The sequence below is a fragment of the Streptomyces sp. NPDC020875 genome, from assembly GCF_040641415.1.
Taxonomy (GTDB): domain Bacteria; phylum Actinomycetota; class Actinomycetes; order Streptomycetales; family Streptomycetaceae; genus Streptomyces.
This window is the reverse complement of record NZ_JBFADP010000082.1, coordinates 1-26,388: the sequence shown is the minus strand read 5'-3', so window position 1 is coordinate 26,388 and position 26,388 is coordinate 1. Positions and strand designations below refer to the sequence as shown.

General features: G+C 72.9%; 21 protein-coding genes. 10 read left to right on the top strand and 11 right to left on the bottom strand.

Annotation, left to right across the window (positions count from 1 at the left end; genetic code table 11):
* Positions 1 to 136: 136 nt before the first annotated feature.
* Complete coding sequence (locus tag AB0G74_RS31910) at positions 137 to 1,300, bottom strand: agmatine deiminase family protein (protein WP_361153469.1); 1,164 nt, start codon at positions 1,298 to 1,300, stop codon at positions 137 to 139.
* Positions 1,301 to 1,601: 301 nt separating this feature from the next.
* On the opposite strand from AB0G74_RS31910, the gene AB0G74_RS31905 reads away from it, so the two are divergent.
* Entirely contained in the window at positions 1,602 to 2,183 is a 582-nt protein-coding gene (locus tag AB0G74_RS31905) for a helix-turn-helix domain-containing protein (RefSeq protein ID WP_361153467.1), read from the top strand.
* A 142-nt stretch (positions 2,184 to 2,325) separates the two neighbouring features.
* On the opposite strand, the gene AB0G74_RS31900 is transcribed toward AB0G74_RS31905, so the two are convergent.
* Positions 2,326 to 2,898 carry a hypothetical protein gene (locus AB0G74_RS31900; protein WP_361153465.1) on the bottom strand — a complete coding sequence of 191 codons (573 nt, stop codon included), beginning with the start codon at positions 2,896 to 2,898 and terminating at the stop codon, positions 2,326 to 2,328.
* A gap of 136 nt (positions 2,899 to 3,034) precedes the next feature.
* On the opposite strand from AB0G74_RS31900, the gene AB0G74_RS31895 reads away from it, so the two are divergent.
* Together AB0G74_RS31895 and AB0G74_RS31890 are read left to right on the top strand one after the other, a co-directional pair.
* Positions 3,035 to 4,141, top strand: a complete 1,107-nt coding sequence (locus AB0G74_RS31895) for a LysR family transcriptional regulator (protein ID WP_361153462.1) — start codon at positions 3,035 to 3,037, stop codon at positions 4,139 to 4,141.
* Positions 4,138 to 5,052 carry a serine hydrolase gene (locus AB0G74_RS31890; protein ID WP_361153459.1) on the top strand — a complete coding sequence of 305 codons (915 nt, stop codon included), beginning with the start codon at positions 4,138 to 4,140 and terminating at the stop codon, positions 5,050 to 5,052. The genes AB0G74_RS31895 and AB0G74_RS31890 overlap by 4 nt, the downstream gene beginning before the upstream one ends.
* A 120-nt stretch (positions 5,053 to 5,172) precedes the next feature.
* Here the strand turns inward: AB0G74_RS31890 and AB0G74_RS31885 are convergent, their stop codons facing one another.
* Positions 5,173 to 5,928 carry a class I SAM-dependent methyltransferase gene (locus AB0G74_RS31885; protein ID WP_361153456.1) on the bottom strand — a complete coding sequence of 252 codons (756 nt, stop codon included), beginning with the start codon at positions 5,926 to 5,928 and terminating at the stop codon, positions 5,173 to 5,175.
* A gap of 166 nt (positions 5,929 to 6,094) precedes the next feature.
* On the opposite strand from AB0G74_RS31885, the gene AB0G74_RS31880 reads away from it, so the two are divergent.
* Positions 6,095 to 6,262, top strand: coding sequence for a hypothetical protein (locus AB0G74_RS31880; RefSeq protein ID WP_361153454.1), 168 nt, complete (start codon positions 6,095 to 6,097; stop codon positions 6,260 to 6,262).
* 54 nt (positions 6,263 to 6,316) lie between these two features.
* On the opposite strand, the gene AB0G74_RS31875 is transcribed toward AB0G74_RS31880, so the two are convergent.
* Entirely contained in the window at positions 6,317 to 7,300 is a 984-nt protein-coding gene (locus AB0G74_RS31875; protein ID WP_361153451.1) for a helix-turn-helix transcriptional regulator, read from the bottom strand.
* Between the two features lie 205 nt (positions 7,301 to 7,505).
* Between AB0G74_RS31875 and AB0G74_RS31870 the strand changes: the two genes are divergently transcribed.
* Positions 7,506 to 8,918 carry an aminopeptidase P family protein gene (locus AB0G74_RS31870; RefSeq protein ID WP_361153448.1) on the top strand — a complete coding sequence of 471 codons (1,413 nt, stop codon included), beginning with the start codon at positions 7,506 to 7,508 and terminating at the stop codon, positions 8,916 to 8,918.
* A gap of 137 nt (positions 8,919 to 9,055) precedes the next feature.
* On the opposite strand, the gene AB0G74_RS31865 is transcribed toward AB0G74_RS31870, so the two are convergent.
* The gene (locus AB0G74_RS31865; protein ID WP_361153446.1) at positions 9,056 to 9,907 is read right to left on the bottom strand and encodes an SMI1/KNR4 family protein; all 852 of its coding nucleotides are present in this window, start codon (positions 9,905 to 9,907) and stop codon (positions 9,056 to 9,058) included.
* A gap of 155 nt (positions 9,908 to 10,062) precedes the next feature.
* Between AB0G74_RS31865 and AB0G74_RS31860 the strand changes: the two genes are divergently transcribed.
* Positions 10,063 to 11,700, top strand: a complete 1,638-nt coding sequence (locus tag AB0G74_RS31860) for an FAD-dependent monooxygenase (RefSeq protein WP_361153443.1) — start codon at positions 10,063 to 10,065, stop codon at positions 11,698 to 11,700.
* A gap of 31 nt (positions 11,701 to 11,731) precedes the next feature.
* Here the strand turns inward: AB0G74_RS31860 and AB0G74_RS31855 are convergent, their stop codons facing one another.
* The 4 genes from AB0G74_RS31855 to AB0G74_RS31840 all read right to left on the bottom strand — a co-directional run bounded on the left by AB0G74_RS31855 (position 11,732) and on the right by AB0G74_RS31840 (position 16,162).
* Entirely contained in the window at positions 11,732 to 13,159 is a 1,428-nt protein-coding gene (locus tag AB0G74_RS31855) for a GntP family permease (RefSeq protein ID WP_361153441.1), read from the bottom strand.
* 156 nt (positions 13,160 to 13,315) lie between these two features.
* On the bottom strand, positions 13,316 to 14,437 hold the full coding sequence (locus tag AB0G74_RS31850; RefSeq protein WP_361153438.1) for a glycerate kinase: 1,122 nt from the start codon (positions 14,435 to 14,437) through the stop codon (positions 13,316 to 13,318).
* Between the two features lie 206 nt (positions 14,438 to 14,643).
* Positions 14,644 to 15,714 (bottom strand): sugar diacid recognition domain-containing protein, encoded by a 1,071-nt coding sequence (locus tag AB0G74_RS31845; protein WP_361153436.1) that lies wholly within the window; start codon positions 15,712 to 15,714, stop codon positions 14,644 to 14,646.
* A 178-nt stretch (positions 15,715 to 15,892) separates the two neighbouring features.
* Entirely contained in the window at positions 15,893 to 16,162 is a 270-nt protein-coding gene (locus AB0G74_RS31840) for a hypothetical protein (RefSeq protein ID WP_361153434.1), read from the bottom strand.
* Between the two features lie 949 nt (positions 16,163 to 17,111).
* On the opposite strand from AB0G74_RS31840, the gene AB0G74_RS31835 reads away from it, so the two are divergent.
* Positions 17,112 to 18,278: a S8 family peptidase gene (locus AB0G74_RS31835; RefSeq protein ID WP_361153432.1), complete on the top strand. Its 1,167-nt coding sequence runs from the start codon at positions 17,112 to 17,114 to the stop codon at positions 18,276 to 18,278.
* A 135-nt stretch (positions 18,279 to 18,413) separates the two neighbouring features.
* Here the strand turns inward: AB0G74_RS31835 and AB0G74_RS31830 are convergent, their stop codons facing one another.
* The gene (locus AB0G74_RS31830) at positions 18,414 to 19,568 is read right to left on the bottom strand and encodes an EamA family transporter (protein WP_361153429.1); all 1,155 of its coding nucleotides are present in this window, start codon (positions 19,566 to 19,568) and stop codon (positions 18,414 to 18,416) included.
* A 209-nt stretch (positions 19,569 to 19,777) separates the two neighbouring features.
* On the opposite strand from AB0G74_RS31830, the gene AB0G74_RS31825 reads away from it, so the two are divergent.
* Positions 19,778 to 21,349, top strand: a complete 1,572-nt coding sequence (locus AB0G74_RS31825) for an SDR family oxidoreductase (RefSeq protein WP_361153427.1) — start codon at positions 19,778 to 19,780, stop codon at positions 21,347 to 21,349.
* A 172-nt stretch (positions 21,350 to 21,521) separates the two neighbouring features.
* Entirely contained in the window at positions 21,522 to 22,739 is a 1,218-nt protein-coding gene (locus AB0G74_RS31820; protein WP_361153424.1) for a S8 family peptidase, read from the top strand.
* A gap of 91 nt (positions 22,740 to 22,830) precedes the next feature.
* On the opposite strand, the gene murJ is transcribed toward AB0G74_RS31820, so the two are convergent.
* Positions 22,831 to 24,642: a murein biosynthesis integral membrane protein MurJ gene (gene murJ, locus AB0G74_RS31815; RefSeq protein WP_361153421.1), complete on the bottom strand. Its 1,812-nt coding sequence runs from the start codon at positions 24,640 to 24,642 to the stop codon at positions 22,831 to 22,833.
* Positions 24,643 to 25,146: 504 nt separating this feature from the next.
* Here murJ and AB0G74_RS31810 point away from each other — a divergent pair.
* Positions 25,147 to 26,343: an Ig-like domain-containing protein gene (locus tag AB0G74_RS31810; RefSeq protein WP_361153472.1), complete on the top strand. Its 1,197-nt coding sequence runs from the start codon at positions 25,147 to 25,149 to the stop codon at positions 26,341 to 26,343.
* The last annotated feature ends 45 nt before the right edge of the window (positions 26,344 to 26,388 follow it).

The following is a 26,388-nucleotide window of genomic DNA, read 5'->3' as shown; positions in this document are numbered from 1 at the left end:
ACACCACATTATTAATATAACAACACGCAATACGATATGACTACTTGTGTGACTGTAGTTCAGACGGGTGCTCTTCCGTTCGGGGCGGCGCGCCGCCGGGCCCGGTGATACGGATCCGGGCCCGGGGCGCCGGGGGTCAGTCGGCCGGGGTGCCGGGCTGGTCGTGCGTGGCGCAGTGGATCCCGCCGCCGCCCGAGGCGACCGTGTCGATCCGGAGCTGGACGACATCGCGGCCGGGGAAGTGCTCCCGCAGGATGCCCCGGGCCCGGTCGTCGGCCTTCCGGTCCCCGAACCGGGGGAGGAAGACCGAGTCGTTGGCGACGTAGAAGTTCGCGTACGACGCCAGGAAGTCGTCGCCGTCGCCGGTGATCCTCCGCAGGTCCGGCTGGGGGAGATCGACGATCTCGAAGCGCCGGCCGCGGGCGTCGGTCGCCGTCGACAGTACCGACTGCGCCTGGTCGGCCGAGCGGGACCAGGAGTCCGGCGGGGTGCCGGGGAAGGCCCGGTCCAGCAGCACCACACCGGGTTCGGTGAACCGTACGAGACTGTCCACATGCGCGTCGGTGATGTCCTCGCCGCGCACTCCCGCCAGCCAGACCACCTTCTCGACGCCGAGGGCCCGGCGGAGTTCGGCCTCGATCCGGTCCCGGCTCTTGCCGGGGTTCCGGTTGGCGTTGACGATCGAACTCTCCGTGATCAGCAGGGTGCCCTCGCCGTCGGTCTCGAAGGAGCCGCCCTCGGAGACCAGCGGGGCCCGGGACCGGGGGATCCCGTACTCGGGCAGCAGGACGCGCCCCACCCGGGCGTCGTTGGTGTGCTGCTGCTTGCCGCCCCAGCCGTTGAAGTTGAAGTCGACCCCGGTGACCCGGCCGCCCTCCTCGACGAAGACCGGGACGGTGTCGCGGGCCCACAGATCGTCCACCGGCAGCGGAATGACCTCCACACCGGAGCCGCAGGCCCGCTGGGCCGCCTTCACCTGGTCGGGCCGGGCCATCATGACGACGGCCTCGTACTCCCCGATCGCCCGGGCGATCCCGGCGATATCCGCCCGGACGTCGGGCAGGAAGTCCTCCCAGACCGAGGTCAGGGCAGGCCAGGACATGAAGGTCCTGGTATGGCTCTCCCACTCGGCGCCGAGTCTGCGGCCCGCGGTCTTCGAGGCCGGCGCGGTGGAGCCGGAGGCGGCCGTCGGGGTGCCGGACGGGGCGGCCGGACCGCAGGCGGACGTCCCGAGGACGAGGGCGCCGAGTCCGGAGAGGGCGCGGAGGGCGGTCCGCCGGGTGGGCGAGAGCAAGGGCACGGACGACTCCTGTCGTGGGCGGCGGACGGAACGGCCCGCGAGCGGTGGTGGACGGGGCGGGTCCCGACCAGGATGCGTACCGGCGCCGCGGCCCGGTGTTCTCCGGGCGGCGAACGGCCCCGTGTCGTCACCCTGGCACTGACTGAAATTTCAGTCAAATTATTGGCGGAGGGTTATCGACTGATCGCATTCCGGGGTGGTGGGGTGGGAGGGGGCCGGAGGCGCATCGGTGTCCCGTGCCGCCCGCACCCCCGATGACCTCGGCCGAACGTGCTCACCGCCCGCGGGTAGAGTGCCCGCCATGGCGTCTCGCAGCACTCAGATCCTCGAAGCCGCCGCCCGGGTGATCGCCCGGCGCGGCGTCAGGGGCCTGCGCGTGGAGGAGTTGGCGGCCGAGGCCGGTGTCTCCACCGCCTTGATCTACTACCACTTCAAGGACCGTACCGGGGTGCTGCGCCGGACCCTGGAGTTCATCAACGACCGCGCCGAGCGCTACACCACCGTCCTCGACCCGGGTACCCCGCCCCCGACCCCCCGCGAGGAGCTGGAGCGGGCCCTGCTGCTGGAGATCCAGGACGAGGCGGAGGTCCGGGAGAACAGCGCGGCCTGGGGCGAACTGCGGGCCAGCGCCGTGTTCGAGGAGGCCCTGCGGGAGGATCTGGCCCGGGCCACCCTGGTCTGGGTCCAGGAGATCGCCGCCCTGCTGGGCGGGGTCGAACCGATGGCGCCCGCCCCCGCGCTCGCCGCGTCGGCGGAACGACTCACCGCCTTGCTGGAAGGACTCAGCACGCGCTGGCTCAGCGGGGCGATCCGGACCGACCACGCCCGCGAGCTGGTCCGGGGCGCCGTCGCCGCCGAACTGGCCGGGCTCCGGCAGAGCTGACCCGCAGGGCTGAGAATCCGGTCAGCCGAGACCGGAGCCGGGCCGGACTCGGGACCGGAGCCGGACCGCGGGGCGTACGAGGTCGGCCCCGGACCGGCCCCGGGGGGCGAACCCCTGGCCGTGGCGCGCTCCCCGGCGGTGCTCATCCCACCAGGCTGAACCGTCCGCCGCCCCGGTCGAGCGGCAGACCCGTGGCGGTCACCAGGGCGTGGGCGGCGGCGCCGATCCGCATCCCGGAGACCTGTCTTCCGTGCCGGTCCGCGACTTTGGCCGGGCGGGTCGCCGCGCGCAGGGCCCGCCAGATCAGCCGGGTCTCTTCGGTGAGCAGCGTATGGACCGCCGGGCCCACCTCCGGCTCGTACCAGCGGACCGCGAGCCGGCCCGCCTCGAAGACCTCCTCGTCCTCGTCGCCGCCGGGCCGGACGCGTCGTGAGCACAGCAGTTGGACTACGGCGGCGGGCGCGGGCCCGGGTCCTGTCCCGGGGGCGGCGGCGCCCGCCGGGAGCGGTATCAGGGTCTGGACTCCGCCACCGCATTCCAGCGCCTCCGGTACCGACGGATGGGCGTGCGTCGGATGCTCGCCCACCGGACCCGGTTGGCTGCACAGCCACCGGGCGGCCGGCAGCGCCTCGGCGATCCGCAGACCCACCGCGGCCTCGTCGTCGGGGAGCAGCCAGACGGTGGTCACCGTGGACCGGGAGCCGTAGAAGGACATACGGGGATCATGGCAGCCGCCACTGACAACGCCGCAGCCGCAGCCGCCGCCGACACTGCCCCGGTCCGGTCCGCCGCCGCTGTAGGAAGGGCCTATCGGCGCGGCTCCGATAGGTGAATCGCTATGCTGGCCGGTCGTGGACCTGGTCAAGCATGTCCGGTACTTCATCGTCGTCACCGAGGAGAGGCACTTCGGGCGGGCGGCGTACCGGCTCGGGATGGCGCAGCCGTCGCTGTCGCAGCGCATCCAGCGGCTGGAGCGGGAGCTGGGCGTCCGGCTCTTCGACCGGGGCGGGCGGCAGGTCGATCTCACCGAGGGCGGCCGGCTGCTGCTGGCCGAGGCCCGGCCGCTGATCGAGCGGGCGGACGCCCTCCTGGGCGTGGCCGCCCGGGTGCGCGCGGGTTCGGCGGGCGTGCTGCGGGCCGCCGTACCGCCCGAGTTGGGCGGCGCGGTCGTGGCGGCCCTGGTGGAGGGCTTCCGGGACGGCTCTCCGGGCGTCCGGCTCGCCCTGCGGGAGCTGGGCCCCGCCGTCCAGCTGGCCGAACTGCGGGCCGGGACCCTCGACGCCGGAGTACTGCGGCATCCGGTGGACTTGGCCGGGCTCGGTCTCGGCGAGGTGCTGTGCCGTCCGTACGGGGTGCTGCTGCCCCGCCCGCCGGGCGGCGAGCGGTCGGACGCGGCACCGGACGGCCGTCGACAGGCCCGGTCTGAGCCGGATCCCGTACGACCTGATCCCGTACGAGTCGATCCCGTAGGGCCCGATCCCGTACGGTCCCCTCCTGTGCGACCCGACGCGGATCCGCCGTCCGACGGCGGCCCGGTCCGGCTGGCGGCGCTCGGCGGTCTCGACCTGGTGCTCTTTCCCCGTCCTGCGGCGCCCGCCCTGCATGACGAGATTCTCTCGGTCTGCCGTCGGCACGGTTTCGAGCCCGGTTCCGTACTGGCCGGACAGGACCCCGAGTTCGTGGACGGTCTGGTGATGTCCGGGACGGCGGTCACCTTCGCCACCCGTGACCGCAAACGCCCGCCGGGGACGGCGTGGCACCCCCTGGAGGGCGAACCCTTGCTGGAACAGGTCTCCGCCGCGTGGGCGCGCGGACGTCAGGACGATCCGGCCGTCCGGTTCTTCAACGAGGTGACCGAGCGGGTACTCGCCGGTCCGGGAGGCATGACCCCGGTGATGGAGACGGCCGCGGTCCGGCGGACCGCCGTGCCGCGCCCGGCGTACGGATACACGGTATGAGCGCCCGGGAACACGATCCGGCGCGGGGGCCACATCCTGCCGCGGGTGTACGGTCCCGGATCCGGGCCGTTTTCGGCGACGCGGGCGTCACCGGGCGCCTGCACGCCCTGGACCTCACGACCGGCGCCGAGGTCGACCTCGCCGCCGACACCCCGGTCAGCACCGCGAGCGTGCACAAGCTCTGTCTCGCGGTCACCGTTCAGCGGTTCGCCGACGAGGGACGGCTCGACCCCGACGAACCCGTCGAGTCCGGGCCCGCCGACCGCACCCCCGGCCCGACCGGTCTCTCGATGCTGACCGGAACCGTCCGGATGCCGGTCCGCGATCTGCTGGCGATGTCCCTGACCGTCAGCGACAACGCGGCGGCCGATCTGCTGATCGGCCGGGTCGGGCTCGACGGTGTCAACGCCGCCATGCGCGCCCTCGGACTGCGCCGTACCGTCGCCGTCCTGACCATGCGCGACATCATCGCCGCGATCGACGAGGACTCAGGCGGCGACCCCGCCCGGCTGACCTCCGACCCGGCGACCCTGGCCCGGCTCCGGGTCCTCGACCCCGCCCGGGCCAACCGCAGCACCCCCCGGGAGATGACCCGGCTGCTCGCCGCCGTCTGGCGCGACGAGGCGTGCTCGCCGGGCCGGGCCCGCGAACTCCGCGACATCCTCGGGCTCCAGGTCTGGCCGCACCGGCTGAGCAGCGGTTTCCCCTATGACGACGTCCGGGTCCACGGCAAGACGGGCACACTGCCCACCCTGCGTCACGAGGTCGGGGTGGTGGAGTATCCCGACGGCGGCCGGTACGCGGTCGCCGTCTTCACCCGCGCCGCGCGCGCCGCCGCCCGCCAGCCCGCCGCCGACGCGGCGATCGGTACGGCCGCCCGGCTCGCGGTGGAGGCCCTGCGCGCCCGCTGAACCGGCGCCGGCCCGGCGCACCCGTCGTCGATGTCGTGGCTCTGTCGGCAGTCGGTGGCGGTAGTTGTTCGTGTATGCCGACGGCACCAGGTGGTGGCCCGGAAGGCTGTTCGCGAATGTCTATGCCTTGCTCGCGACCACCATGTAGTTCTCGGCTTCGAGATCGAACGTGCTCAGTTCCGTTCGGAGCCCGGCCCGGCGCAGTTCGACTTCGAGTTCCTCGTACCGGTAGGGCCAGCAGGACAGCAGTTCCGAGCGGACGAGAACCGATCCGGTCGCATCGACCTGCGCGATCGCGATCTCGATATGGTGCTCCTCCTCCCAATGCGGCGCGATCTCCCAGCGGTAGACCACGACGGCATCGCGCCCGTTCCGGCGGACGAGCCGGTCACCGATCTCCAGCCGGGAACCTCTGGCCCTCACGAGTTCCCAGGTGCGGGATGTGAGCACCAACCGCCCGCCGGGGCGCAGCAGCCGTGACATCGACTCCAGTGCGGCTCCCCTGCCCGTCGCGCCCGCGGCATGGTGAAGCGAGTTGCCGACGCAGAACACCATGTCGAACGTGTTGTCCTGGAAATGGTCGGGCAATTCCTCCCAGCTCGCCCGTACGGTCCGGACGGATGCCCCGAACTCCTCGGACAACTCCGCGGTCCGGCGGACCATCTTCTCGCTGGCGTCGGTCGCGACAACCCGCATACCGCGACCGGCGAGGCCGACCGCCAACTGCCCGGTTCCGCACGAAGAGTCGAGGACGTGAGCGTTCGGCGGCAGAAGATCGAGAATGTGGTCGTACGACGCGACGAACTCGGCCGGAGGCAACTTCGCATCCGAGATAAGCCATTCGTACACCTCGGCCAGCACGTCATAGCCTGTCACAACCACTACCTCCGTCACGCTGCGGACTCACGGCGGGACGCCAGTCCAGCAGCGGAGCACGCCGGGCACCAATGGTTTTCGGCGTCGGTTCTCGCTCGGGTGCGGGTGGTCCGCGATATCACCGCGGGGGAGGGCCCGGCCACGCCCCCGCCCGTAGGGTGCCGCCATGGACGCGACTCGACCGCTCGACCGGCGGATGTTCGACATCCCGGCCGACGAGACCGTCGACCTGGCGGCCGGACACGGACTGCGCCCGCTGTACCGGGGCGGCGGGGCGGACCGGCTGGGCCGGGACGAGGTGAGCTGGACCCAGCTCGTCTTCGGCACGGAGTGAACCGGGCGCCGCCGACCGCCGGGACCGGCCGTACCCGTACCCGTACGGCCGTCGTCAGAGCCAGCCGTGGCGCTGCGCCTGCAACGCCATCTGGAACCGGTTCGCCGCGCCCAGCCTGGCCATCAGGGTCTGGAGCCGCCGGTAGAGCGTACGGCGGCTGATCCCCAGCTCCCGGGCGATCACCTCGTCCGCCGCGCCGCCCGCGAGCAGCCAGAGCAGCCGCCGGTCGGCGGGCGGCAGTCCGCCGGGGCGGGTCGTCCGGCCCTGGAACGGTACGGCGTTCCGCCAGGACTGCTCGAACAGGGCGACCAGCGCGGAGAAGAGCCCGCAGGGCTGCACCACCAACATGGTGTTGTGGACGTCGGCCTCCTCGATCGACAACGAGACCAGGGCGTACGCGTCGTCGATGATCACCAGCTTGACCGGGACCGACGGCAGCACCCTGGCCTGCTCGCCCGCCCGGACGCACGGCTCGATCACCTCCTGGAGGCGGCCCGGGTACTCCAGCGACTCCCGGGAGTACACGACCCGCTGTCTCACCCCGCGGGCGAGGGTGGCCAGCGCGTCCCGGGTGGGGTCGGTGAGAGGGACGTACGGCGGCGACTCGAACTGCCGGATCTGCTCCCGGGCGCTCGCCCAGGCCCGCCTGATCCGGGGCCCCACGGCATCACCGGTGACGACCTCCACCAGATCGTCGTTGTACGCGGCCAGCCGCTGCCGCCGGAACGAGTCGAACGCCCCCGAGACAGCGATCCGCGACTCCTCCACCTCGGCCGCCCGGTGCCGGGCCAGCAGCTCCAGACCGGCGGCCGGCGGTACGGGCGCGATCATGTCGCCGTCCGCCCGGGGCGCGCTGGCCAGCCCCGTGTCGACCAGGACCTGGTACGCCGCCGCGAAATCCACCTCGTCGACGCCGGCAGCGGCCGCGACCGCGCCGGGTGGTGCCGGGGCCAGATCGAGGAGCGCCAGATAGATCCGGGCCGCCGCCGCGTCCAGCCCCAGCAGCCGCAGCGCCTCACCGAGTCTCGCGTTCGTCATACGACCCATTGTCGGCCGTCCCCGCCCCGATGTGGCTGATCAGTGCCACTGGCACTGTCCTGCCCCCGGCCGGGACGGCCCGGGATACGGTCCGTGTGCCGCGCCCGGGGCCACGAGCCACCGGGCCGGAACGGAGCCGTACCGGCACCCGGCGGGGCTCCGGCGGCGCATTCACCGGGAAACCCACCAGAACAGGGAGTACGACGTGGCGAAAGGCCGGAAGAACGGTCTCTACTCCGGGATCTCCCCGGAGCTGTCCGCCCTGATGCGGACGGGCTGGGCGGACACCGAACGGCACGATCTGACCCCCGACGAGCAGGCGCCCTACGCCGCCCGCCGCCGGGCCGCGCTCTCCGCCCGCTTCCCGGGCGAGCGCCTGGTGATCCCCTCGGGCGGCCTCAAGGTCCGCTCCAACGACGACACCTACCCCTTCCGCCCGTACACCGGATACGTTCATATGACCGGCGACCGGGCCAGGGACGGCGCCCTCGTCCTCGAACCCCGGGCCGACGGCGGCCATGACGCCTACTGCTACCAGCTGCCCCGGGACAGCCGGGACGACGACGAGTTCTGGACCGGGCCCACGGCCGAGCTGTGGATGGGCCGACGCCGGTCGCTCGCCGAGGCCGCGACCGTACTCGGACTGCCCTGCCGCGACGTCCGTACCGCCGTCGACGACCTGGCCGCCGGATCCGGCGCGCCGACCCGGATCGTCCGCGGTATCGCCCCCGCCCTGGAGGCCGTCCTCAGTACCGACGAGGAGCGCGACGCCGAGCTGGAGGAGGCCCTGAGCGACCTCCGCGCCGTCAAGGACGACTGGGAGATCGGCGAACTCCGGAAGGCCGTGGACTCCACCGTCCGGGGCTTCACCGACGCGATCGCCGAACTCTCCCGGGCGATCGCCTCGTCCGAGCGGTGGATCGAGGGCACCTTCTTCCGCCGCGCCCGGCTCGAAGGCAACTCCGTCGGCTACGGCTCCATCTGCGCAGCGGGCGACCACGCCACGATCATGCACTGGACCGACAACGACGGCCCGGTCCGCCCCGGCGAACTGCTGCTCCTCGACGCCGGAGTGGAGACCCACACCCTCTACACCGCCGATGTGACCAGGACGTTCCCCATCGGCGGCACCTTCACCCCGGTCCAGCGGAAGGTGTACGACGCGGTCTACGAGGCGCAGGAGGCGGGGATGGCCGCCGTCAAGCCGGGCGCCGCCTACCGCGACTTCCACGAGGCGTCCCAGCGGCATCTCGCCGCCCGGCTGGTCGAGTGGGGCTTCATCGAGGGCCCCGCCGACCGGGCGTACGAACTCGGCCTCCAGCGCCGCTTCACCATGGCGGGCACCGGCCACATGCTCGGCCTCGACGTCCACGACTGCGCGCAGGCCAGGAACGAGGAGTATGTCGACGGGGTGCTGGTGCCCGGGATGGTCCTCACCGTCGAACCCGGCCTCTACTTCCAGCCGGACGATCTCACCGTGCCCGAGGAGTGGCGCGGCATCGGCGTCCGGATCGAGGACGATCTGCTGGTCACCGAGGACGGGCACGAGAACCTGTCGGGCGGACTGCCGAGGTCGGCGGTGGACGTGGAGGAGTGGATGGCCCGGTTCGCGGGCTGACACCCGGCCCGCGCGGCGGGGGAGGTGCGGGCGCCCGCCGCCGGGGGCCCGTACCGCCTTCGCCCGGCCGTACGCTCAGCCGCTCGGGTCCGTCCGGCCGGTCCTGGCGCGCGCCGGAGACTCCTCGGCGCCCGCCGTCAGCCGACCGGGCCCGACCCGCCGGTCCGTGCGGGCGCCGGGGATTCCTCGGCGCCCGCCGGGGCCCGGACTCCGGCGATCCAGCCGAGCAGATCGTCCGTGAGGCGCTCGCCGACCGCGGCGACGTCCCCGGCGGCGGCTTCGAGCGCCCCGGACCTGCGGCCGGCGACGTCCCCGGCGGCTTCGAGGGCGGCCAGCCGGTGGACGGAGGTCCGGTCCCGGCCGTGGCGGCGCATGAACAGCCCGCCGCCCGTGCCGTCCTCGCCGATCAGCACCCAGTGCGGCGCGCGGTCCGCGATTCCCCGGGCCTCGTTCCGTACCCGCAGCGTCTGCGGTCCGTACACCGTGCCGCCGCCGCGCAGCCGGACGCCCGGGGTGGCCCGCCACAGCCGGGCCACGGCCGGATTCGGCCCCTCCCGGAGCCCCCGCAGCGAAGCCGTCCGTACGGTCAGAAAACCGGCGAAGGAGTCGGCGAACGGCTCCTCCTCGCCCAGGAACGGATCGTGCCGGACCACCGGGTGCTCACCGTCGGCCCCGGCCGTGTCGAGGGCGAAGGAGTAGCGGTCGCCGCAGTCCCCGTCCTGGTGGAACGGCAGCCGGTCACCCTCCGGCGGGCCGTCGGCGATGTCCAGCCCGCCGATATGGCGGAGCGCGCCCACGGTGGCGATCTCCTGCCGGGCCACGGTCCCCTCGCCGTACTCCGTCAGCCACCAGCGGTACGACGGGGAGAGCGGCCCGACGACGGACTCCGCCGCCCGTACCTCCGCCGCCGACTTCCCGGCACCCGGCCGGGGCACGATCTCCGGGGTCGTGTCGATCAGATTCCGCAGGAGTTCGAGATCCGGCCGCATGGCGCGAGTCTGCCACAGGGCCCTCGCGCGGACGCCGGGGCCGGACGGCTCCCGGTCCGCCGCTTAGGTGGCCGGAACCGGTCCACGGGCCGACCATGGAAGGGAGAGGGGGAAAGACACCGGGGTTACGGTTCACCGGCCACCGGGAGGCGCCCGTGGAACGCGCCGATCAGCCGGACGTCCTCGTCGTGGGCGCCGGTCCGGTCGGACTCACCGCCGCCGGAGAGCTGCGGCGGCGCGGAGTCTCCTGCCGGATCGCCGACCGGCTCACCGAACCCCAGCCCTACGCCAAGGCCATCGGGATCCAGCCCCGCACCCTGGAGATCTGGGACCGGGCGGGACTCGTACGGGAGATCCTGGACGCGGCCGTCCCCCTCCGCGGCCAGCTCACCTATGTCGACGGCACCGAACGGGACCGGACCGAACTGGTCCTGCCGCCCGAAGTGCCGTACGGCTTCGCCGCGTTGCCGCAGTACGAGACCGAACGCGTCCTCGAAACCCGGCTCGCCCGCCTCGGCACCCGGGTCGAACGCGGCACGGAACTCGGCTCCTTCACCCAGGACGCCCGGGGCGTCACCAGCAGGCTCACCGGACCGGCGGGGGAGGAGGAGGTGCGCTCCCGCTATCTGGTGGGATGCGACGGCGCGCACAGCACCGTCCGCAAGACGCTCGGACTCTCCTTCGAGGGCGGCGCGTTCCCGGCCACGTACATGCTGGCCGATGTGGTGCTCGACTGGGATCTGCCGCCCGGCTACGCGGTGCGCGCCACCCGCCGGGGCACGGACGGCACCGGCGACGCTCCCGATGTGCTGGTGTGCGTTCCGCTGCCCGGCCCCGGACGCTACCGGGTGTCGATGGCGGCCCCGCCCGAACTCGCCCGGGAGCGGCGGCCCGAGGGCGCCGACGGGGTGGCGCACGGCCTCGGCGGCGGCGGGCTCCCCGGCCTCGACGACATCCAGCGGGTGCTGGACCGGCTCTCCCCGAGGCCCGTCACGGCCTCCGCCGCCCGCTGGTCCTCCGTCTTCCGGATCAGCCACCGGATCGTCGACCGGTACGGCGCGGGCCGCGTCCTCGTCGCGGGCGACGCCGCCCACATCCATCCGCCGACCGGCGCGCAGGGCATGAACACCGGCATCCAGGACGCCGTCAACCTGGCCTGGAAACTCGCCGTCGCGCTCGACGGCGCCGCCCCGCCGGGGCTGGTCGCCAGCTACGACGCCGAACGGCGGCCGGTCGGCGAGGAGGTCGTCGGACGGACCGTGCGGCACGCCGCCGGGGGCGTCACCGCCGACCCCGGCGATCCCGGGACCGTCCTGCTGCGCGAGGCCCAGCTGCTGATCTCCTACCGGGACGGCCCCCTCGCGGGCCCGCCCGACCCGGCGGGCGACGGCCCCCAGCCGGGCGACCGGGCCCCCGACTGCGCCGGACTGGTCCGCGACATCGCCGGATATCCGCTCCGGCTCTACGACGTCCTCCGCGAACGCGACCAGGTGCTCGTCCTGTACGGAATCCCCGAGGGCACCGACGTCGACGCGCTCACCGGGACGGGCGAAGCGGCGGAGGGGGCGTTCGGCGCCCCGCTCCACCGCTGTCTGATCCTCGCCGAGGACGATCCGGCCCCCGTGACCCGGCTGCCGGTACTCCGGGACGCCCGGGGCGAGTTCGCCCGGCAGTACGGCGCGAGCAAGCCGACCGCGTTCCTGATCCGCCCGGACGGCTATCTCGCGGCCAGGATCAGCCCGCCGACGGCCCGGGACCTGCGGGAGGGGCTCGCCCGCCTCCTCGGCGGCTGAGCCGCGCCGAGATCCGGCCTGCGGCCCGTCGTCAGAGCAGGAAGGCGCCGAGGACCAGGACGAACGCCAGGGCGGTGAGGCCCTGGACCAGGGTGGCCGCCGTCTGGGCGCGGTAGGCGGTCTTGACGTCCATGCCGGAGAACTGGGAGACGACCCAGAAGTAGGAGTCGTTGACATGGCTCACGACCATCGCGCCCGCGCCGATCGCGAGTACCGCCATCACCTGCCCGATCGGAACCGAGCCCATCATGCCGTCGAGTCCGAGGGCGGGCAGCAGCGGCTGGGCCAGGGTGGAGGTGATGATCAGGGCGGCGGTACTGCTGCCCTGCGCGGTCTTCAGCAGCGCGGCGAGCCCGAAGAGGACCAGCAGCGCCGTGATCCCGCTGACCGAGGAGCCGTCGCCGATCAGGGACGCGATGTAGTCGGCGATCGGCGTCCCCTTGATGACCGCGCCGAAGGCACCGCCCGCACCGGTGATGACCAGAATGGGCGCCGCGTCCACGAGCCCCTCGGCGACCCAGGTGGTCAGGACCTTGGCGTCACGCCGGGGCGGCAGCAGGGCCAGCGCCAGCAGTACGCCGATCAGCAGCGCGTTCACCGGCTTGCCCAGATCGGTGAGGAAGGCACCGAAGGCGCCGTCGACCAGGGTGCCGTCACCGGACGGGAACGCGGCGACCGAACCGATCGCCATCAGCGCGATGGGCACCACGATCGGCGCCAGCGCCCGGCTCATCGTGGGCAGCCGCTCGAACTGCTCCTTGTACTCCTCGAAGGTCTGCCGGGCGTCCGGCAGCTTGCTCTCCAGATCGCCGGTCTTGCGCAGCGCCCAGACCAGTCCGGCGCCCGCGGCGGCCAGCGAGACGGGAATGCTGAAGAGGATGACCCAGATCAGACCGTCCGAGCCGATGCCGACATTGCCCGCGGCGGCGATCGGCCCGGGGGTCGGCGGTACGAAGGTGTGGGAGGCGTAGAGCCCGGTGGCCAGGGCCGTACCGAGGACGACGGGGTTCTTGCCGGTCTTGCGGGCGATGGACCGCTGGAGCGGGGAGAGCACCACATAGCCCGAGTCGCAGAAGACCGGGACCGAGACCACCCAGCCCATCAGGGACATGGCGAGCGCCGGATGGCGTTTGCCGACGACCTTGAGGACGCCCTCGGCGAGGGTGACGGCCGCCCCCGTCCGCTCCAGCACCTTGCCGATGATGGTGCCGAAGAGAATGACCAGACCGATGCTGGCCAGGATCGAGCCGAAGCCCTCCGCGATGGTTCCGGCGAGGTCGTCCACGAACTTCCGGTCGGCCCCGGAGGCCGCGCCGATACCCATCGCCATCAGGCCGAAGGCGTAGGTCGCCAGGACGATGGCGAGGAAGGGATGCAGACGGAACCGTCCGCACAGAACGATGATCAGCCCGATGCTGGCCGCCAGGGCGGCGAGCAGGGCGGGTCCGGTGGTGCTCATGGGACTCCTACCTGGGGACGGTACGGACAGGGGACGGCGGTTCCACGACTCCGGCGCCGGTCCGGGGTCCGCGACGCGGACGGGCGAGGCGGAAGGCGGGGGCGGTCGAACCGGCCGGGGACCGGGTGCGGTCGGCGGCGGACGTACGGCCGCCGGTCAGGCCACGCGCAGCCGTAGTGTCTGCTCGGCCGCGGCGGCCAGCAGCCGGGGCGCCGACTCGCTCATGTCGGCCAGCGCGCGGGGCCCGTCGGCGATACTGAACGCCGCCGTGAGACCGAGCCCGTGCAGTTCGGTCAGCGGCGGCACGATCTGGCCCGCCAGGGCCACGGCCGGGATGCCGCGGTCGGCGGCCAGCCGGGCGACCAGGGAGACGACCTTGCCCCCGGCGCTCTGGTCGTCCAGCCTGCCCTCGCCGGTGAGGACCAGATCCGCCCCGTCGAGCGCGGCGGGCAGCCCGACGGCGTCGGCCACGAGTTCACAGCCGGGCAGGGCCTCGGCGCCGAGGAGTGCGAGCAGACCGCCGCAGGTGCCTCCGGCGGCCCCCGCGCCCGGTACGTCGTGGACCGCGACGCCCGTCCGTTCGGCGAGCACGTCCGCCAGCCGGGCCAGCCCGCGTTCAAGGATCTCGACCTCTTCGGGCCCCGCGCCCTTCTGCGGGCCGAAGACGGCCGCCGCGCCACGCGGCCCGATCAGCGGATTGGTCACATCGCAGGCGATCCGGAACCGGGTTCGGCGGACCTCCTCCGGTACGTCTCCGGTGTCGATCCGGTCGAGATCGGCGAGGGCGCCCCCACCGGGAGGCAGTTCGGCGCCCGAGGCGGAAAGGAAGCGGAAGCCGATGGCGCGCAGCAGCCCCGTACCGCCGTCGGTACTGGCGCTGCCGCCGACGCAGACCAGCACCGAACGGGCGCCGCGCCGGATCGCGTCGGCGACCAGCCGCCCGGTGCCGGTGGTGTCGGCGCGCAGCGGATCGCGGCGCGCGGGGTCGACCAGGGGGAGACCGGAGGCGGCGGCGAGTTCGACCACGGCGGAGGCCCGGCCGGGGTCGAGGAGATAGCGGGCCGTGACGGGCGCGCCGAGCGGGCCCTCGACGTCGAGCCGGATCTCCCGGCCGCCGGTGACGGCGCCGACGCAGTCCAGGGTGCCCTCGCCGCCGTCGGCCATGGGTATCCGGACGATTTCGGCGCCGGGTACGGCACGCCGTACCCCGGTCTCCATCGCCGCGCACACCGCGTCGGCGGTCAGACTGCCTTTGAAGGAGTCGGGAGCGAGCACCACACGCACAAAAGAAGCCTTCCTCGGGAAACGGGAAATCAGGAAGAAGAGGTGGATTTCGGCTTCTCGATGAGCCGTGACGGCACTCTAGGCACTGCGGGTACGTCGGAGTACTGGCCCGGTAGACGGAATATCCCGACGGTACGGCCGATGGATTTGTGCGCCGCGCACAACGGCGGCGGGCACGTACGGCGTCGGTGTGGGGTCCCCTACGCGGGGTCGTCGAGATACAGCGCCGCCTGGAGGGCGACGGCGTCCCGGAAGATCCGGGGATCGCGGCCGGTCAGCTCGGTGATCCGGCCCAGCCGGTACGTGAGGGTGTTGCGGTGCACCCGCAGCCGGTCGGCCGACTCGGCGACGCCCCGGTTGAGTTCGAAGTACACCCGCAGGGTGCGGCGCAGCTCGGCGGAGAGCGGCCCGAGGATCCGGTCGGCCGCGGCGGACCGTACGTCCTCGTCCAGCCTGCCGAGCAGGACCACGAGTTCGAGATCGGCCAGCCGGACCTCGCCGGTCAGCGGTCGGCGCAGGGCGAGCCGGGCGCGTTCGGCCCGTTCCAGGAGGGTGGGGAAGTCCTCGGACCGGCCCGCGTCCAGCACCCCGGCCGCCGGGTCCCGCGCGCAGAGCCGGGAGAGCCGGTGGCGCAGCGCGGCCGGATCGCCGCCGCTGACGATCCACACGGTTCCCGTTCCGTCGGGAACGATCAGCGTCGTGTGTTCGTCGGTCTCCAGCAGCCGGTACGGCTCACGCGGCTCACCGCCCGGGCCCGGGTCGAGCCCTCCGCCGCGCACCGCGAAGAGGGCGAACGGGGCCTCGACCCGGCAGCCGCCGAGCTGCTGCCCCTGCCGCCAGCCGGCCTCCGTCAGCCGTCCGGCCAGCAGATCGCCGACCGTCTGCCGCCGTACCTGGTGCCGCCAGCCGACCTCGCCCGCGAAGGTCTCCCGCATCATCATCAGCTCGGCGAGCCGGGCCACGGCCCGGGCGATCTCGCCGACCTCGTCCGGCTCGCCGCGAACCCCGACCACACCCGTGATCCGGCCGTCCACCAGGAGCGGAAGATTGACCCCGGCCTGCGTTCCGCCGAGGGTCCGCGCCGCGTCCCGGGTCAGCGACAGGGGCGCCCCGGTGCGCAGCACCCGTACGGCACCCTCGTGTACGGTCCCCACCCGGGACCGGTCGCTGCTGGCAATGATCACCCCGTGCTCGTCCATGATGTTCACCCGGACCCCGAGCCGGGTGACGACGTCGTCGACGATCGACTGGGCGATGGAATCCACGAACATTTCCGGAATATACAACTTCTGTCCACCGGGGGTGGCGGGCTACCGCCGCCGTCGCCCGGAACCGGGCGGCATCGGGGTGGCGGTCGATGCCGCCCGGTCCGGGCGCCCGGACGCGGCGGCTCCCCCGGGACGGGGGGGGCGGGGGAGTCACCGCGCGACCGGTCGCCGGACGCGTTTCTCAGGCGTGGCCCCAGAGGTCGTAGTAGCCGTAGCCGTTCAGGCTGCACCACCAGACCTTGCCGAACAAGGGTTCCCGGGCCGTGCCCGCGGCCTGGCACGCTTCGAGGGTGGTGTACGTACCGTGGATCCGCCACGGCCAGGGGACCCCGGCGGTGGTGTCGGCCGCCTGGGCGCCCGGTCCGGCCGCCGATGCGGCCGGGACGGTGCCGAGGGAGAGCGCCACCGCCGCGACGGCGGTGCCGAGAACGATTCCGGTGCGTCTTAACACGGATGACTCCCTTAATAAGGAGAAAGGTGCGACGAGACGGACGGGAGCTGCGGTACGGCTGCCCCGAGAGCCGGGGCGGCGAGGAGAAACGTAGCGACGGCCCCGGCACCGGAACAAGAGGTCTACACCAATGATCTCGGCCGATACGCCTCCGATACGACACCCCCGCCCCACCGGCCCCCGGGGCCACGCCCGTCCCGAGCCGTGAGGTGAGGGGGTTCGTGACGGTACTGCGCGGCGACGAGCCCCGCGCCTGACCGGGGATCCCCGCATGTGCAGGGTCGACACTTTCTCGCCAGCGGTTTGTTGGCGATCAAGGCCCTTTTCATCGCGTTGGTTCGGGGCTCAAAGCCCCATGCGCGCACCGGGCTTCGGAGATTTTGTGTCCGCTGACTCCGGTCATCGCGACGCGCCGTTAGGCAACTCGGGCCGGGCGTATGCCGGGCGTCGCTTCCGACGGGGAGGGCCTTGGAGCCGGTCGACCCGGGCGGCGCGGGCGCCACATCGCGGGAGCGGAAGCCGCCCCGGGCGCGCGCGGAGAACCCCTCAGCGGGAGGCGCCCGCGTGTGCAGTGTGGCAGATCGGTCATGCTCATTTCAACCATGGTGTAGTCACGGCCGAGCCGGTAAGTTGTCGCTCGCACAGCGGACACGGAGTCCCAGAATGCGGCGATCCCGCTGGGGTCCATCGTGCCGATGTGCGGCTGAGGCCCCCTCACGAGGCAGGGGGCGCCCGGACCCCGGACGGTCCTCGTCGTCCGGCCCGCCATCCGCTGTGTTTCACGCGCACGACCCTCCGCCGCCCCGCGCGGCGAGCTGTCCCCACCTTCCGCGCCCCGCCCGCGTCGTATCCGGACACCCCCATGTCCCCGTACCACGGCGGCCCGCGCGTTCCCCCACACCGGCCGCCGGGATCCGCGCGGCCGGACGACGAAAGGTGTCAGCCCTCCATGCGCTCTCCCCACATCGGTGCCCTCGCCGCCGGAGCACTCGGCATCGCTCTCCCCATCGCGCTCCTGCCGGGCACCGGTACCGCCGCTCCCGCCCCCGCGCCCCTGGTCTCCGTCGCCCAGGCACCCACCGACACGGAGATCAAGGGCCAGTACATCGTGACGGTCAAGGCCGGGGCGGACGCCGCCGCCGTCGCCGACGCGAAGTCGATCAGAACCGACTACGTCTACGACAAGGTCATCAACGGCTTCTCCGCGACCCTGACGACGACTCAGCTCAACACCCTGCGCGCGGACTCCCGGATCGCCTCCATCGAGGAGGACCAGAAGGTCGTCTCCGCCGCGACGCAGAACAACGCGCCCTGGGGCCTGGACCGAATAGACCAGCGCTCCGGGCGCAACACCACCTACACCTACAACGGCACCGGCGCCGGGGTCACCGCCTACATCATCGACTCCGGTATCTACACCGCCCACCCCGACTTCGGGAACCGGGCCCGTAACGTCTTCGACGCTTTCGGCGGCAACGGCCAGGACTGCAACGGCCACGGCACCCATGTCGCGGGCACCGTTGGCGGCGGTACCTACGGTGTCGCCAAGGGCGTCCAGCTCCGTGGTGTGAAGGTCCTCAACTGTCAGGGCTCGGGCTCCTTCTCCGCGATCATCGCGGGCTTCGACTGGGTCCGGCAGAACGCCGTCAAGCCCGCCGTCGCCAACGCGTCCCTCGGCGGCGGCTACTCGGCCGCCCTGAACAACGCCGCCACGAACCTCGCGAACTCGGGTGTCCACACCACCGTCGCCGCGGGCAACAACAACCAGAACGCCTGCAACTACTCCCCGGCCAGCGCGCCGGGCGCCCTGTCCGTCGCCGCCTCCGACTCGGGCGACAACAAGGCGGGCTTCAGCAACTACGGCAACTGCACCGACCTCTACGGCCCCGGTGTCGGTGTGGTCTCCACCCGGATGGGCGGCGGCACCACCAGCATGAACGGTACGTCGATGGCCGCCCCGCACGTCGCCGGTGTCGCGGCCCTCTACAAGGGCGCCTACGGCGAGGCCAGTAGCACCACCGTCAACAACTGGATCATCAACAACAGCACCGCCAACGCCATCCGGGGCAACATCAGCGGCACCCCCAACCGGCTGCTGTTCAAGTCGACCCTCTGACGGCACCTGTCTCACATACCTCCGTCACCCGTCGCCCGGACGATGACCGGGGAGGGTGAGGCGAGGGGCCCGGCCGGTCGCCCGGCCGGGCCCCTTCCGCGCGTCACGCGGGGTGACGTACCCGCGAATGGCGGCCTACGGACTCCCGTCCACGGCCCCGCCTCCACTTGGCGCGGCTGCTCTGTCCGCCCCGACGCCCGGCCGGTGGCCTTCCGCGCCCGGCCGTTCGTCCCGCGCGGGCCGGGCGAGTGCGGCCCGCAGCGCGTCGGCGGATGCCACCATCGCCCCGGCGGTGATCAGCACACACGCCGCGGCCACCGGCCAGCCCGCGTCCGCCCGGCCCGTCGCCACCAGAAGCCCCGTCGACAGCAGGGGCGCGAAGTAGGACAGGGTGCCCAGCAGCCGGATGTCGCCGTGCTTGGTGCCCCGGTCCCAGACGTAGAACGCCCCGCCCACCGGGCCGAGCCCCAGTGCCACGACGGCCACCCACTCCACCGCGTCCCGGGGCCACACCGTCTCCTCGAAGACCAGATGGGCGCCCGTCGCGAGGACGGCCGTCGCCAGACAGAAACAGGCCACCATGGCGGTCGGCACCTGCGGATAGCGGCGGTTGGCGACCGAATAGCCGGACCAGGCGAACGCGCAGACGGCCGCCGCCGCGTAACCCGGCAGATATTCACCCCGGAACTCCAAGCCACCGCCCCCGGTCACTAGCAGGAACGTTCCACCGAGCCCCAGTACCGCACCGGTCGCATGCCACCAGCGCAGCCGCTCCCCGGGAAGCAGCGCCGACAGGACGACGATCAGCAGCGGCCACAGATAGGCGATCAGCCCTGCTTCGGCGGCGGGCGCGTTGTCCAGCGCCAGGAAGTAGAAGAAGTGATAACCGAAGAGTCCGCCGATGCCGAGGACCCAGGCTCCGCGCGGCAGCCCGCGTCCGCGGAGTCCGCCGCGGAGTACGAGCGGCAGGCCGATCAGTCCGCCGACGGCGAAGGCCATCGCGGTGAGCTGGAACGGCGGGATGTCCCCGGTGAGTGTGGTGAAGAGGGCCAGTGACGCCCACAACAGCACCGCGACGGCGCCGACCCCGGTGGCCCGCAGCCGCGCCCCCGCGTTCCCCGCCCCTGGACTCGCCCCCGCCGCCCCGGTCGGACCCGTTCCCGCGCCCGCCCGGCCACCGTCTCCCACCGACTCGCCGTCCACCGCCACCCCGACGACCTCCGCTTCCCCTCTTCGGCCCGTCCCACGGCCGTGGCCCGGGTCCCCGGGGCCGGAGGTATCCTCGGCCATTTCCCGCACCCCACGCCACCCCCGGCCGCTCGTTCCCCACCCGGATCACCTCTCGCGACCGCCTCCACCTCCCCGCCGGAAACCGCCCGGAACCGCCGCGGACCCGACCCCGCCTCGCCCACCCGCCCGGTGTGCCCCGACCGGACCGGTGTGACCAGCACCGACCGTGGTAGGGATCAGTCGTACGAACCGGACCCGACGGAGGCACCATGAGCCCGGACCCGACCCCGACCGAAGGACTGAACTGCCTGGTCACCGGGGCCACGGGCTATATCGGCGGCAGGCTCGTCCCCGAACTGCTCGCCGCCGGACACCGTGTGCGCTGTCTGGCGCGGTCGCCCGACGCCCTCCGCGACCACCCCTGGGCCGACGGGACCGAGATCGTCCGCGGCGATGTCACCGACCCCGTCTCCACGGCCGCCGCGATGCGCGGTGTGGATGTGGCGTACTACCTGGTCCACGCCCTGGGCACCGGCAAGGGCTTTGAGGAGACCGACCGCCGCGCCGCCCGGATCTTCGGCGAACAGGCCCGGGCCGCCGGGGTCCGCCGGATCGTCTACCTCGGCGGTCTCACCCCCGCCGGAGTCCCGGACCGTGAACTCTCGCCCCATCTGCGGTCCCGTGCCGAGGTCGGCCGCGTCCTGCTGGAGTCCGGAGTCCCGACGACCGTACTGCGGGCCGCCGTCATCATCGGCTCCGGCTCCGCGTCCTTCGAGATGCTGCGCTATCTCACCGAGCGGCTGCCCCTGATGGTCACGCCCCGCTGGGTCAACACCCGCATCCAGCCCATCGCCGTACGGGACGTACTGCGGCTGCTCGTCGGCAGCGCGACCATGCCCGCCGAGGCGAGCCGGGCCTTCGACATCGGCGGCCCCGATGTGCTGACGTACCGGCAGATGATGCTGAAGTACGCGGCCGTCGCCGGGCTCCCGCACCGGGTGATCCTGCCCGTCCCCGTGCTCACCCCCCGGCTCTCCAGCCTCTGGGTCGGACTGGTCACCCCCGTCCCCGGCTCGATCGCCCGGCCGCTCACCGAATCCCTGCGGCACGAGGTGGTCTGCCGGGAGCACGACATCACCCGCTACGTACCCGATCCGCCCGGCCACCCCCTCGACTTCGACACCGCCGTCGCCCTGGCGCTGCGCCGGGTGCGCGAGGCCCAGGTCACCACCCGCTGGTCCTCCGCCTCCGTCCCGGGCGCGCCCAGCGACCCGCTGCCCACCGACCCCGACTGGGCGGGCGGCAGCCTCTATACCGACGAACGCGAGCGGGTGGTCGACGTACCGTCCGACGCGCTCTGGCGGGTCGTCGAGGGCATCGGCGGCGAGAACGGCTGGTACTCCTTCCCGCTCGCCTGGGCGATCCGCGGCCATCTCGACCGGCTGGCGGGCGGGGTGGGGCTCCGCCGGGGCCGCCGGGACGCCACCCGGCTGCGGATCGGCGACTCCCTCGACTTCTGGCGGGTGGAGGCCATCGAACCCGGCCGGCTGCTACGGCTGCGGGCCGAGATGCGGCTGCCGGGACCGGCCTGGCTGGAGATGCGGTGCGAACCGCTGGGGGAGGGGCGGACCCGCTACCGGCAGCGGGCCCTGTTCCATCCGCGCGGTCTGCTCGGGCACGCCTACTGGTGGAGCGTCGCCCCATTCCACGCGGTGGTGTTCGGCGGCATGGCCCGCAACATCACCCGTACCGCCGCCGCACTCGCCGCGGAGGGCGGGGCGCCTCCGGCGCACGAGGGCCCGGCACGCGATGCCCCGGGGACCGGGGGCCCGGAGGCATAGGGGCGGCGCACGCCCCCTGACCGGCGCCGTCGGCCCCGCCGAGCCCACCGATCCCGTCGCCCCCGGAGTCGTAGCGCCGTTCGGGCGACCCCATCCCGGCGGCCCCGCGCATTGCAGTGAATCGGTAGATACGGTAATAGCTTTGCCGATCATGCTTTGTCAGGGTTTGCCCATGTCAACGCAAACAAGGCTCCGTGCCTGTGCCGCGTCGTTCGTCGCGCTGATCACGGCGGCGACCCTGTCGGCGGCGGGCAGCGCGTCCGCCGCCCCCAAGCCGGATCCGTCCGGTACCACGCGCGCCGAACCCGCCCCGCTGCGGAAGGCGCCCTCGCCCATCCCCGGCCAGTACATCGTCACCCTGAAGAAGGGGACGAGCCCGGAGTCCGCCGTCAAGGAGGCGGTGCCCGGCCTCAAGCCCCTCTTCACCTACTCGGCGGCGCTGAACGGCTTCGCGGCCAAGCTCAACACCGCCCAGCTCAAGGCGGTACGGGCGCTGCCCGGCGTCGAGACGGTCGAGGAGGACGGCACCGCGACCGGCGGGCCGATCACCCCCCGGGACATCCGTGTCCAGGCGTTCAGCTGGGGCCTCGACCGGATCGACCAGCCCTATCTGCCGCTGAACCAGCAGTTCAACGTCAGCGGGACCGGGGTCGGTGCCACGGCGTACATCATCGACTCCGGGATCGACTTCGCCCATCCCGAGTTCGGCGGGCGCGCCGTCCGCGGCTACGACGCCATCGGCGACGGGCGCAACGGCGCCGACTGCGCGGGCCACGGCACCCATGTCGCCGGTACGGTCGGCGGTGCCACCTACGGTGTGGCCCGGCAGGCCCGGCTGGTCAGCGTACGGGTCCTGGGCTGCGACAACCGCGGCTCCTGGTCGGGCATCATCGCGGGCTTCGACTGGGTCGCCCAGAACGCCCGCCAGCCCGCCGTCGTCAACGCCTCCCTCGGCGGCGACCGCAACCAGTCCGTCAACAACGCGGCCACCAACCTCTCCCTGCGGGGCGTCCTGCCCGTCATCGCGGCCGGGAACGATAGCCGGGACGCCTGTGACGTCTCGCCGGCCAGCGCCAGCCGGGTCGTGACCGTCGGAGCCACCGACCACCGGGACGCGGAGACGGACTTCAGCAACTTCGGACCGTGTCTCTGGCTCTACGCCCCCGGGAAGGCCATCATCTCGGCCAAGCTCGGCGGCGGCAGTACGGCCCTCGACGGCACGTCGATGGCGAGCCCGCACGTCGCCGGGGTCGCGCTCCTCTACAAGGCCGCCCACCCGTCGGCCGAACCGGAGCAGATCGCCAACTGGCTGGCGGCGCAGTCCACCAAGGACATCCTGACGGTGACCAAGACATCGCCGAACCGGCTGCTCTACACCGACGCCCTCTGAACCGGCCGCCGGGGGCGCGCCGGACCGCATGCGGCGCGCCCCCGGCCCGTTTCGTACGGTGCCCCTCCGCCTGGCCCGTACGCCCGTACCGCTACCGGGCCCCGCGCCGTACGGAGAGCCCGCGCAGCTGCCGTACGGCACCGGAGACCGCGGCGTCCACCTCGGCGAGCCGCAACGGGCGGGCCAGCGCCACGAAGACCCCCACCACGACCGCGCCACCGGCCGCGCCCGCGGGTACGGCCCCGGCCCAGTCGCCGACCGTACGGGCGGCCGCGAATCCCAGCCCCGCCGCGGGCGCGGCGGCCACCAGCAGCCGGGCGAACGTCCCCGCCGACGCCGAACGCCACCACCGCCCGGACCGCCCCGGCCCCGAACCGTCCGCCGACGGCGCCAGCCTGCGGCGCAGCACCAGCGCCGTCACCACCCAGCCCACGACCAGTCCGGCTGAGTACGCCCCCGCCATCCCGGTCACCGCCCAGCGCGCCGGAAGCAGCAGATACGCCACCACCGCGAGCCCCGCGTTCACCGCCACGACCACCAGATTGAGCAGAAACGGCGTCCGGGTGTCGGAGAGCGCGTAGAAGGCGCGGGAGAGGACGTACTGGCCCGAGAAGGCGATCAGCCCCGGGGCGAAGGCCATCAGGATGCCCGCCATCAGCGCCACGTCGTCCGGGTCGGTCCGCCCGTAGCCGTACACCACCGTCATGATCGGCTGGGCCAGCGCGAACAGGGCGCAGGCGGCGGGCACGATGAACGAAGCGGTGGTCCGCAGGGCGTACGAGACATCGCGCCGTACCGCCGCCCGGTCGCCGTCGGCGGCGGCCCGGCTCATCCTCGGCAACAGCGCCGTCACCAGCGACACGGTGATGATCCCGTGCGGTACGGCCCAGAGCACATAGGCGTTGGTGTACGCGCTGAACCCCGCGCCGCCGTCGATACCCGACTCCGCCGCCCGCCGGCCCGCCGTGGTCGCCAGCCGGGTGACGACCCAGTAGGCGGCCTGGTTGGAGAGGACCAGCAGCACCAGCCAGCCCGCAGCCCGCAGCGGCCGGGTCAGCCCGCCGCCGCGCCAGTCGAAGCGGGGCCGCCAGGAGAAGCCCGCCCGCCGCAGCGACGGGACCAGCGCCAGCGCCTGGACGGCGATGCCCGCCGTGGTGCCCCAGCCCAGCAGCGCCGTCTCGCCCGGGGTGAGGGTTCCGCCGTCACCGGTCGCCAGATAGAGCCCGAAGACGGAGATGACGACGAGATTGTTGAGGACCGGCGTCCACATCATCGCGCCGAACCGGCCCCGCGCGTTGAGTACCTGACCGAGCACCGTGAAGAGGCCGAGGAAGAAGATCTGCGGCAGACAGTAGCGGGCGAAGGCGACCGTCATCTCCGCCTGCGCCCCGGTGTAGCCGGTGTACGCGGAGACGATCTGCGGCGCGGCGGCGACCGCGGCCCCCGTGATCAGCAGCAGAGCGATGGCGCAGGCCGTGAGCAGCCGCTGGGTGTACGCGGCACCGCCGTCCGCGTGCTCCTTGGCGGCCCGGACCAGTTCGGGGACGAAGACCGCGTTGAGGGCGCCGCCGACCAGCAGCATGTAGACGATGGTGGGCACGGCGTTGGCGACCGCGTACCCGTCGGCGATCAGTCCGATGCCCAGGGCCGCGGCAACCACCGCCGAGCGGGCGAAGCCGGTGAGCCGGGAGACCAGCGACCCGGCGGCCATCAGGGCACCGCTGCGCGCCACGGAGCCGGACTCCCCGGCCTGTTCGCCCCCTCCGGCCCCGGCCTCCTGACCGTCCCCGGTGTCGGGGGCCGTTCGCGCGCCGGGTACGAAACCGGCCGCCGGGCCCACCAGACCGCCGGTCGGCTCCGCCGGGGCCGGTTCGGCGCCCGGACCCGTACTCGGCGCCGTCATCGGTCCCGTACCCGATCCCGTATGTGCTTCCCCGCGCGGCTCCGCGCCCGGTGCGTCGTTCCGCCCAACGGTCTTTCCCATTCCCCCGGTCTCTCCGTGCCCCGCCCCCGGCGCCCGGCTTCCGCGGCGGAAGCCCGTGGAAGCGGTCCGGGGGTGAACGTGGAGGGTACCCGGCGCCGCCTCTACCCCATGACGCCGGATCGGTCCAGCCGTCCGATACCCGTGTCGCATGAGCAATGTGACAGGACGATGACCGTTTCTCATCAGTGACCGTTACATCGGGGTTACGGCGATCACCTGCTGTTTTCCGGCATTAGAGTCATGCATGTCCCCCGAAACGGTGCACAGTCGCACAGTTGTCGCGATCCATTGAATCTCGATATGTCGACAGAACAACCCACCGGCCGACGTGGATACACCGACTCACCGACACCGGATCCGTCCGTCCCCGGCAGCTGCCCGAGACCCGGATCCCCACTCCCGCCGGAGGCCCCGTTGCGCCCGATATCCGCGCGTCCCTCGCACCGCTCCGCCACCCGTCTCGCCGTGGCCGTCGCGGTACTGGCCCCGTTCGCCCTCACCGCCTGCTCCTCCGACAGCGAGGCCGCCGACGGCACATCGGGCTCGGCCAAGGGCGGGGGCAAGCCGGCGACCGTGACGGTGTCGCCCAGCGGCAGCGGAGTGAAGGCCGGTCAGCCGATCAAGGTCACCGCCGACGGCGGCAGCATCACCTCGGTCGCCGTCACCGACGGCAAGGGAACGAAGTTCGAGGGCAAGCTCTCCGCCGACGGCCGGGTCTGGACCTCGGAGCGGATGGCCGCCCCCGGCACCGACTACCAGGTCACCGCCGCCACCAAGACCGAGGGCGGCACCACCGGCACCGGCAAGGGAACCTTCTCCACCCTGAAGGCGGAGAAGGTCAACAAGGTGACCCTGGCGCCGGTCGGCAAGACCATCGGCATCGGCCACCCGGTCTCCATCGCCTTCGACTTCCCGGTCAAGAACAAGGCCGCGGTCGAGCGGGCGCTCAAGATCACCACCGACAACAACACCCAGGGCTCCTGGGGCTGGGTCAAGGACTGGCACGGCAAGGACCGCGTCGACTGGCGGCCGAAGGAGTACTGGAAGCCCGGCACGAAGGTCGCCCTCGACGCCCGGCTCAACGGCGTCGACTCCGGCCCCTCCGGCTTCTTCACCCGCGACTACGACCTCTCCTTCACCATCGGCTCCGCCCAGATCGTCAAGGTGGACCTCGACAACCAGCGCCTCACCCTGGAACGGGACGGACAGCAGGTCCGTACGATCCCCGTCTCCGGCGGCACCCCCGGCGGCGTCAAGCGCTCCTGGGGCGGGACCACGGTCCTGATGTCGAAGGAGGGCACCATCAACATGAACTCCGAGACCGTCGGCCTCGGCGACGCGTACAACAAGATGGTCGACTACTCGATGCGGCTCACCTGGTCCGGGATGTACGCCCACGCCGCGCCGTGGAACGCCGCCTACTTCGGCCGCGCCAACAAGTCCTCCGGCTGTATCGGCATGAGCACCGGCGAGGCGTCCGCCTTCTACCAGCAGGTCCGGATCGGCGACCCGTTCGTCATCACCGGCAAGGACACCAAGGGCGTCCCGCCGCAGGGCAACGGCTTCAGCAACTGGAACGAGTCGTGGGAGGAGTGGCAGCAGCGCAGCGCCCTGCGCTGAGCCCCACCGCGAATCGACACGACGCCGTGCCGACCGGCCCTCGGG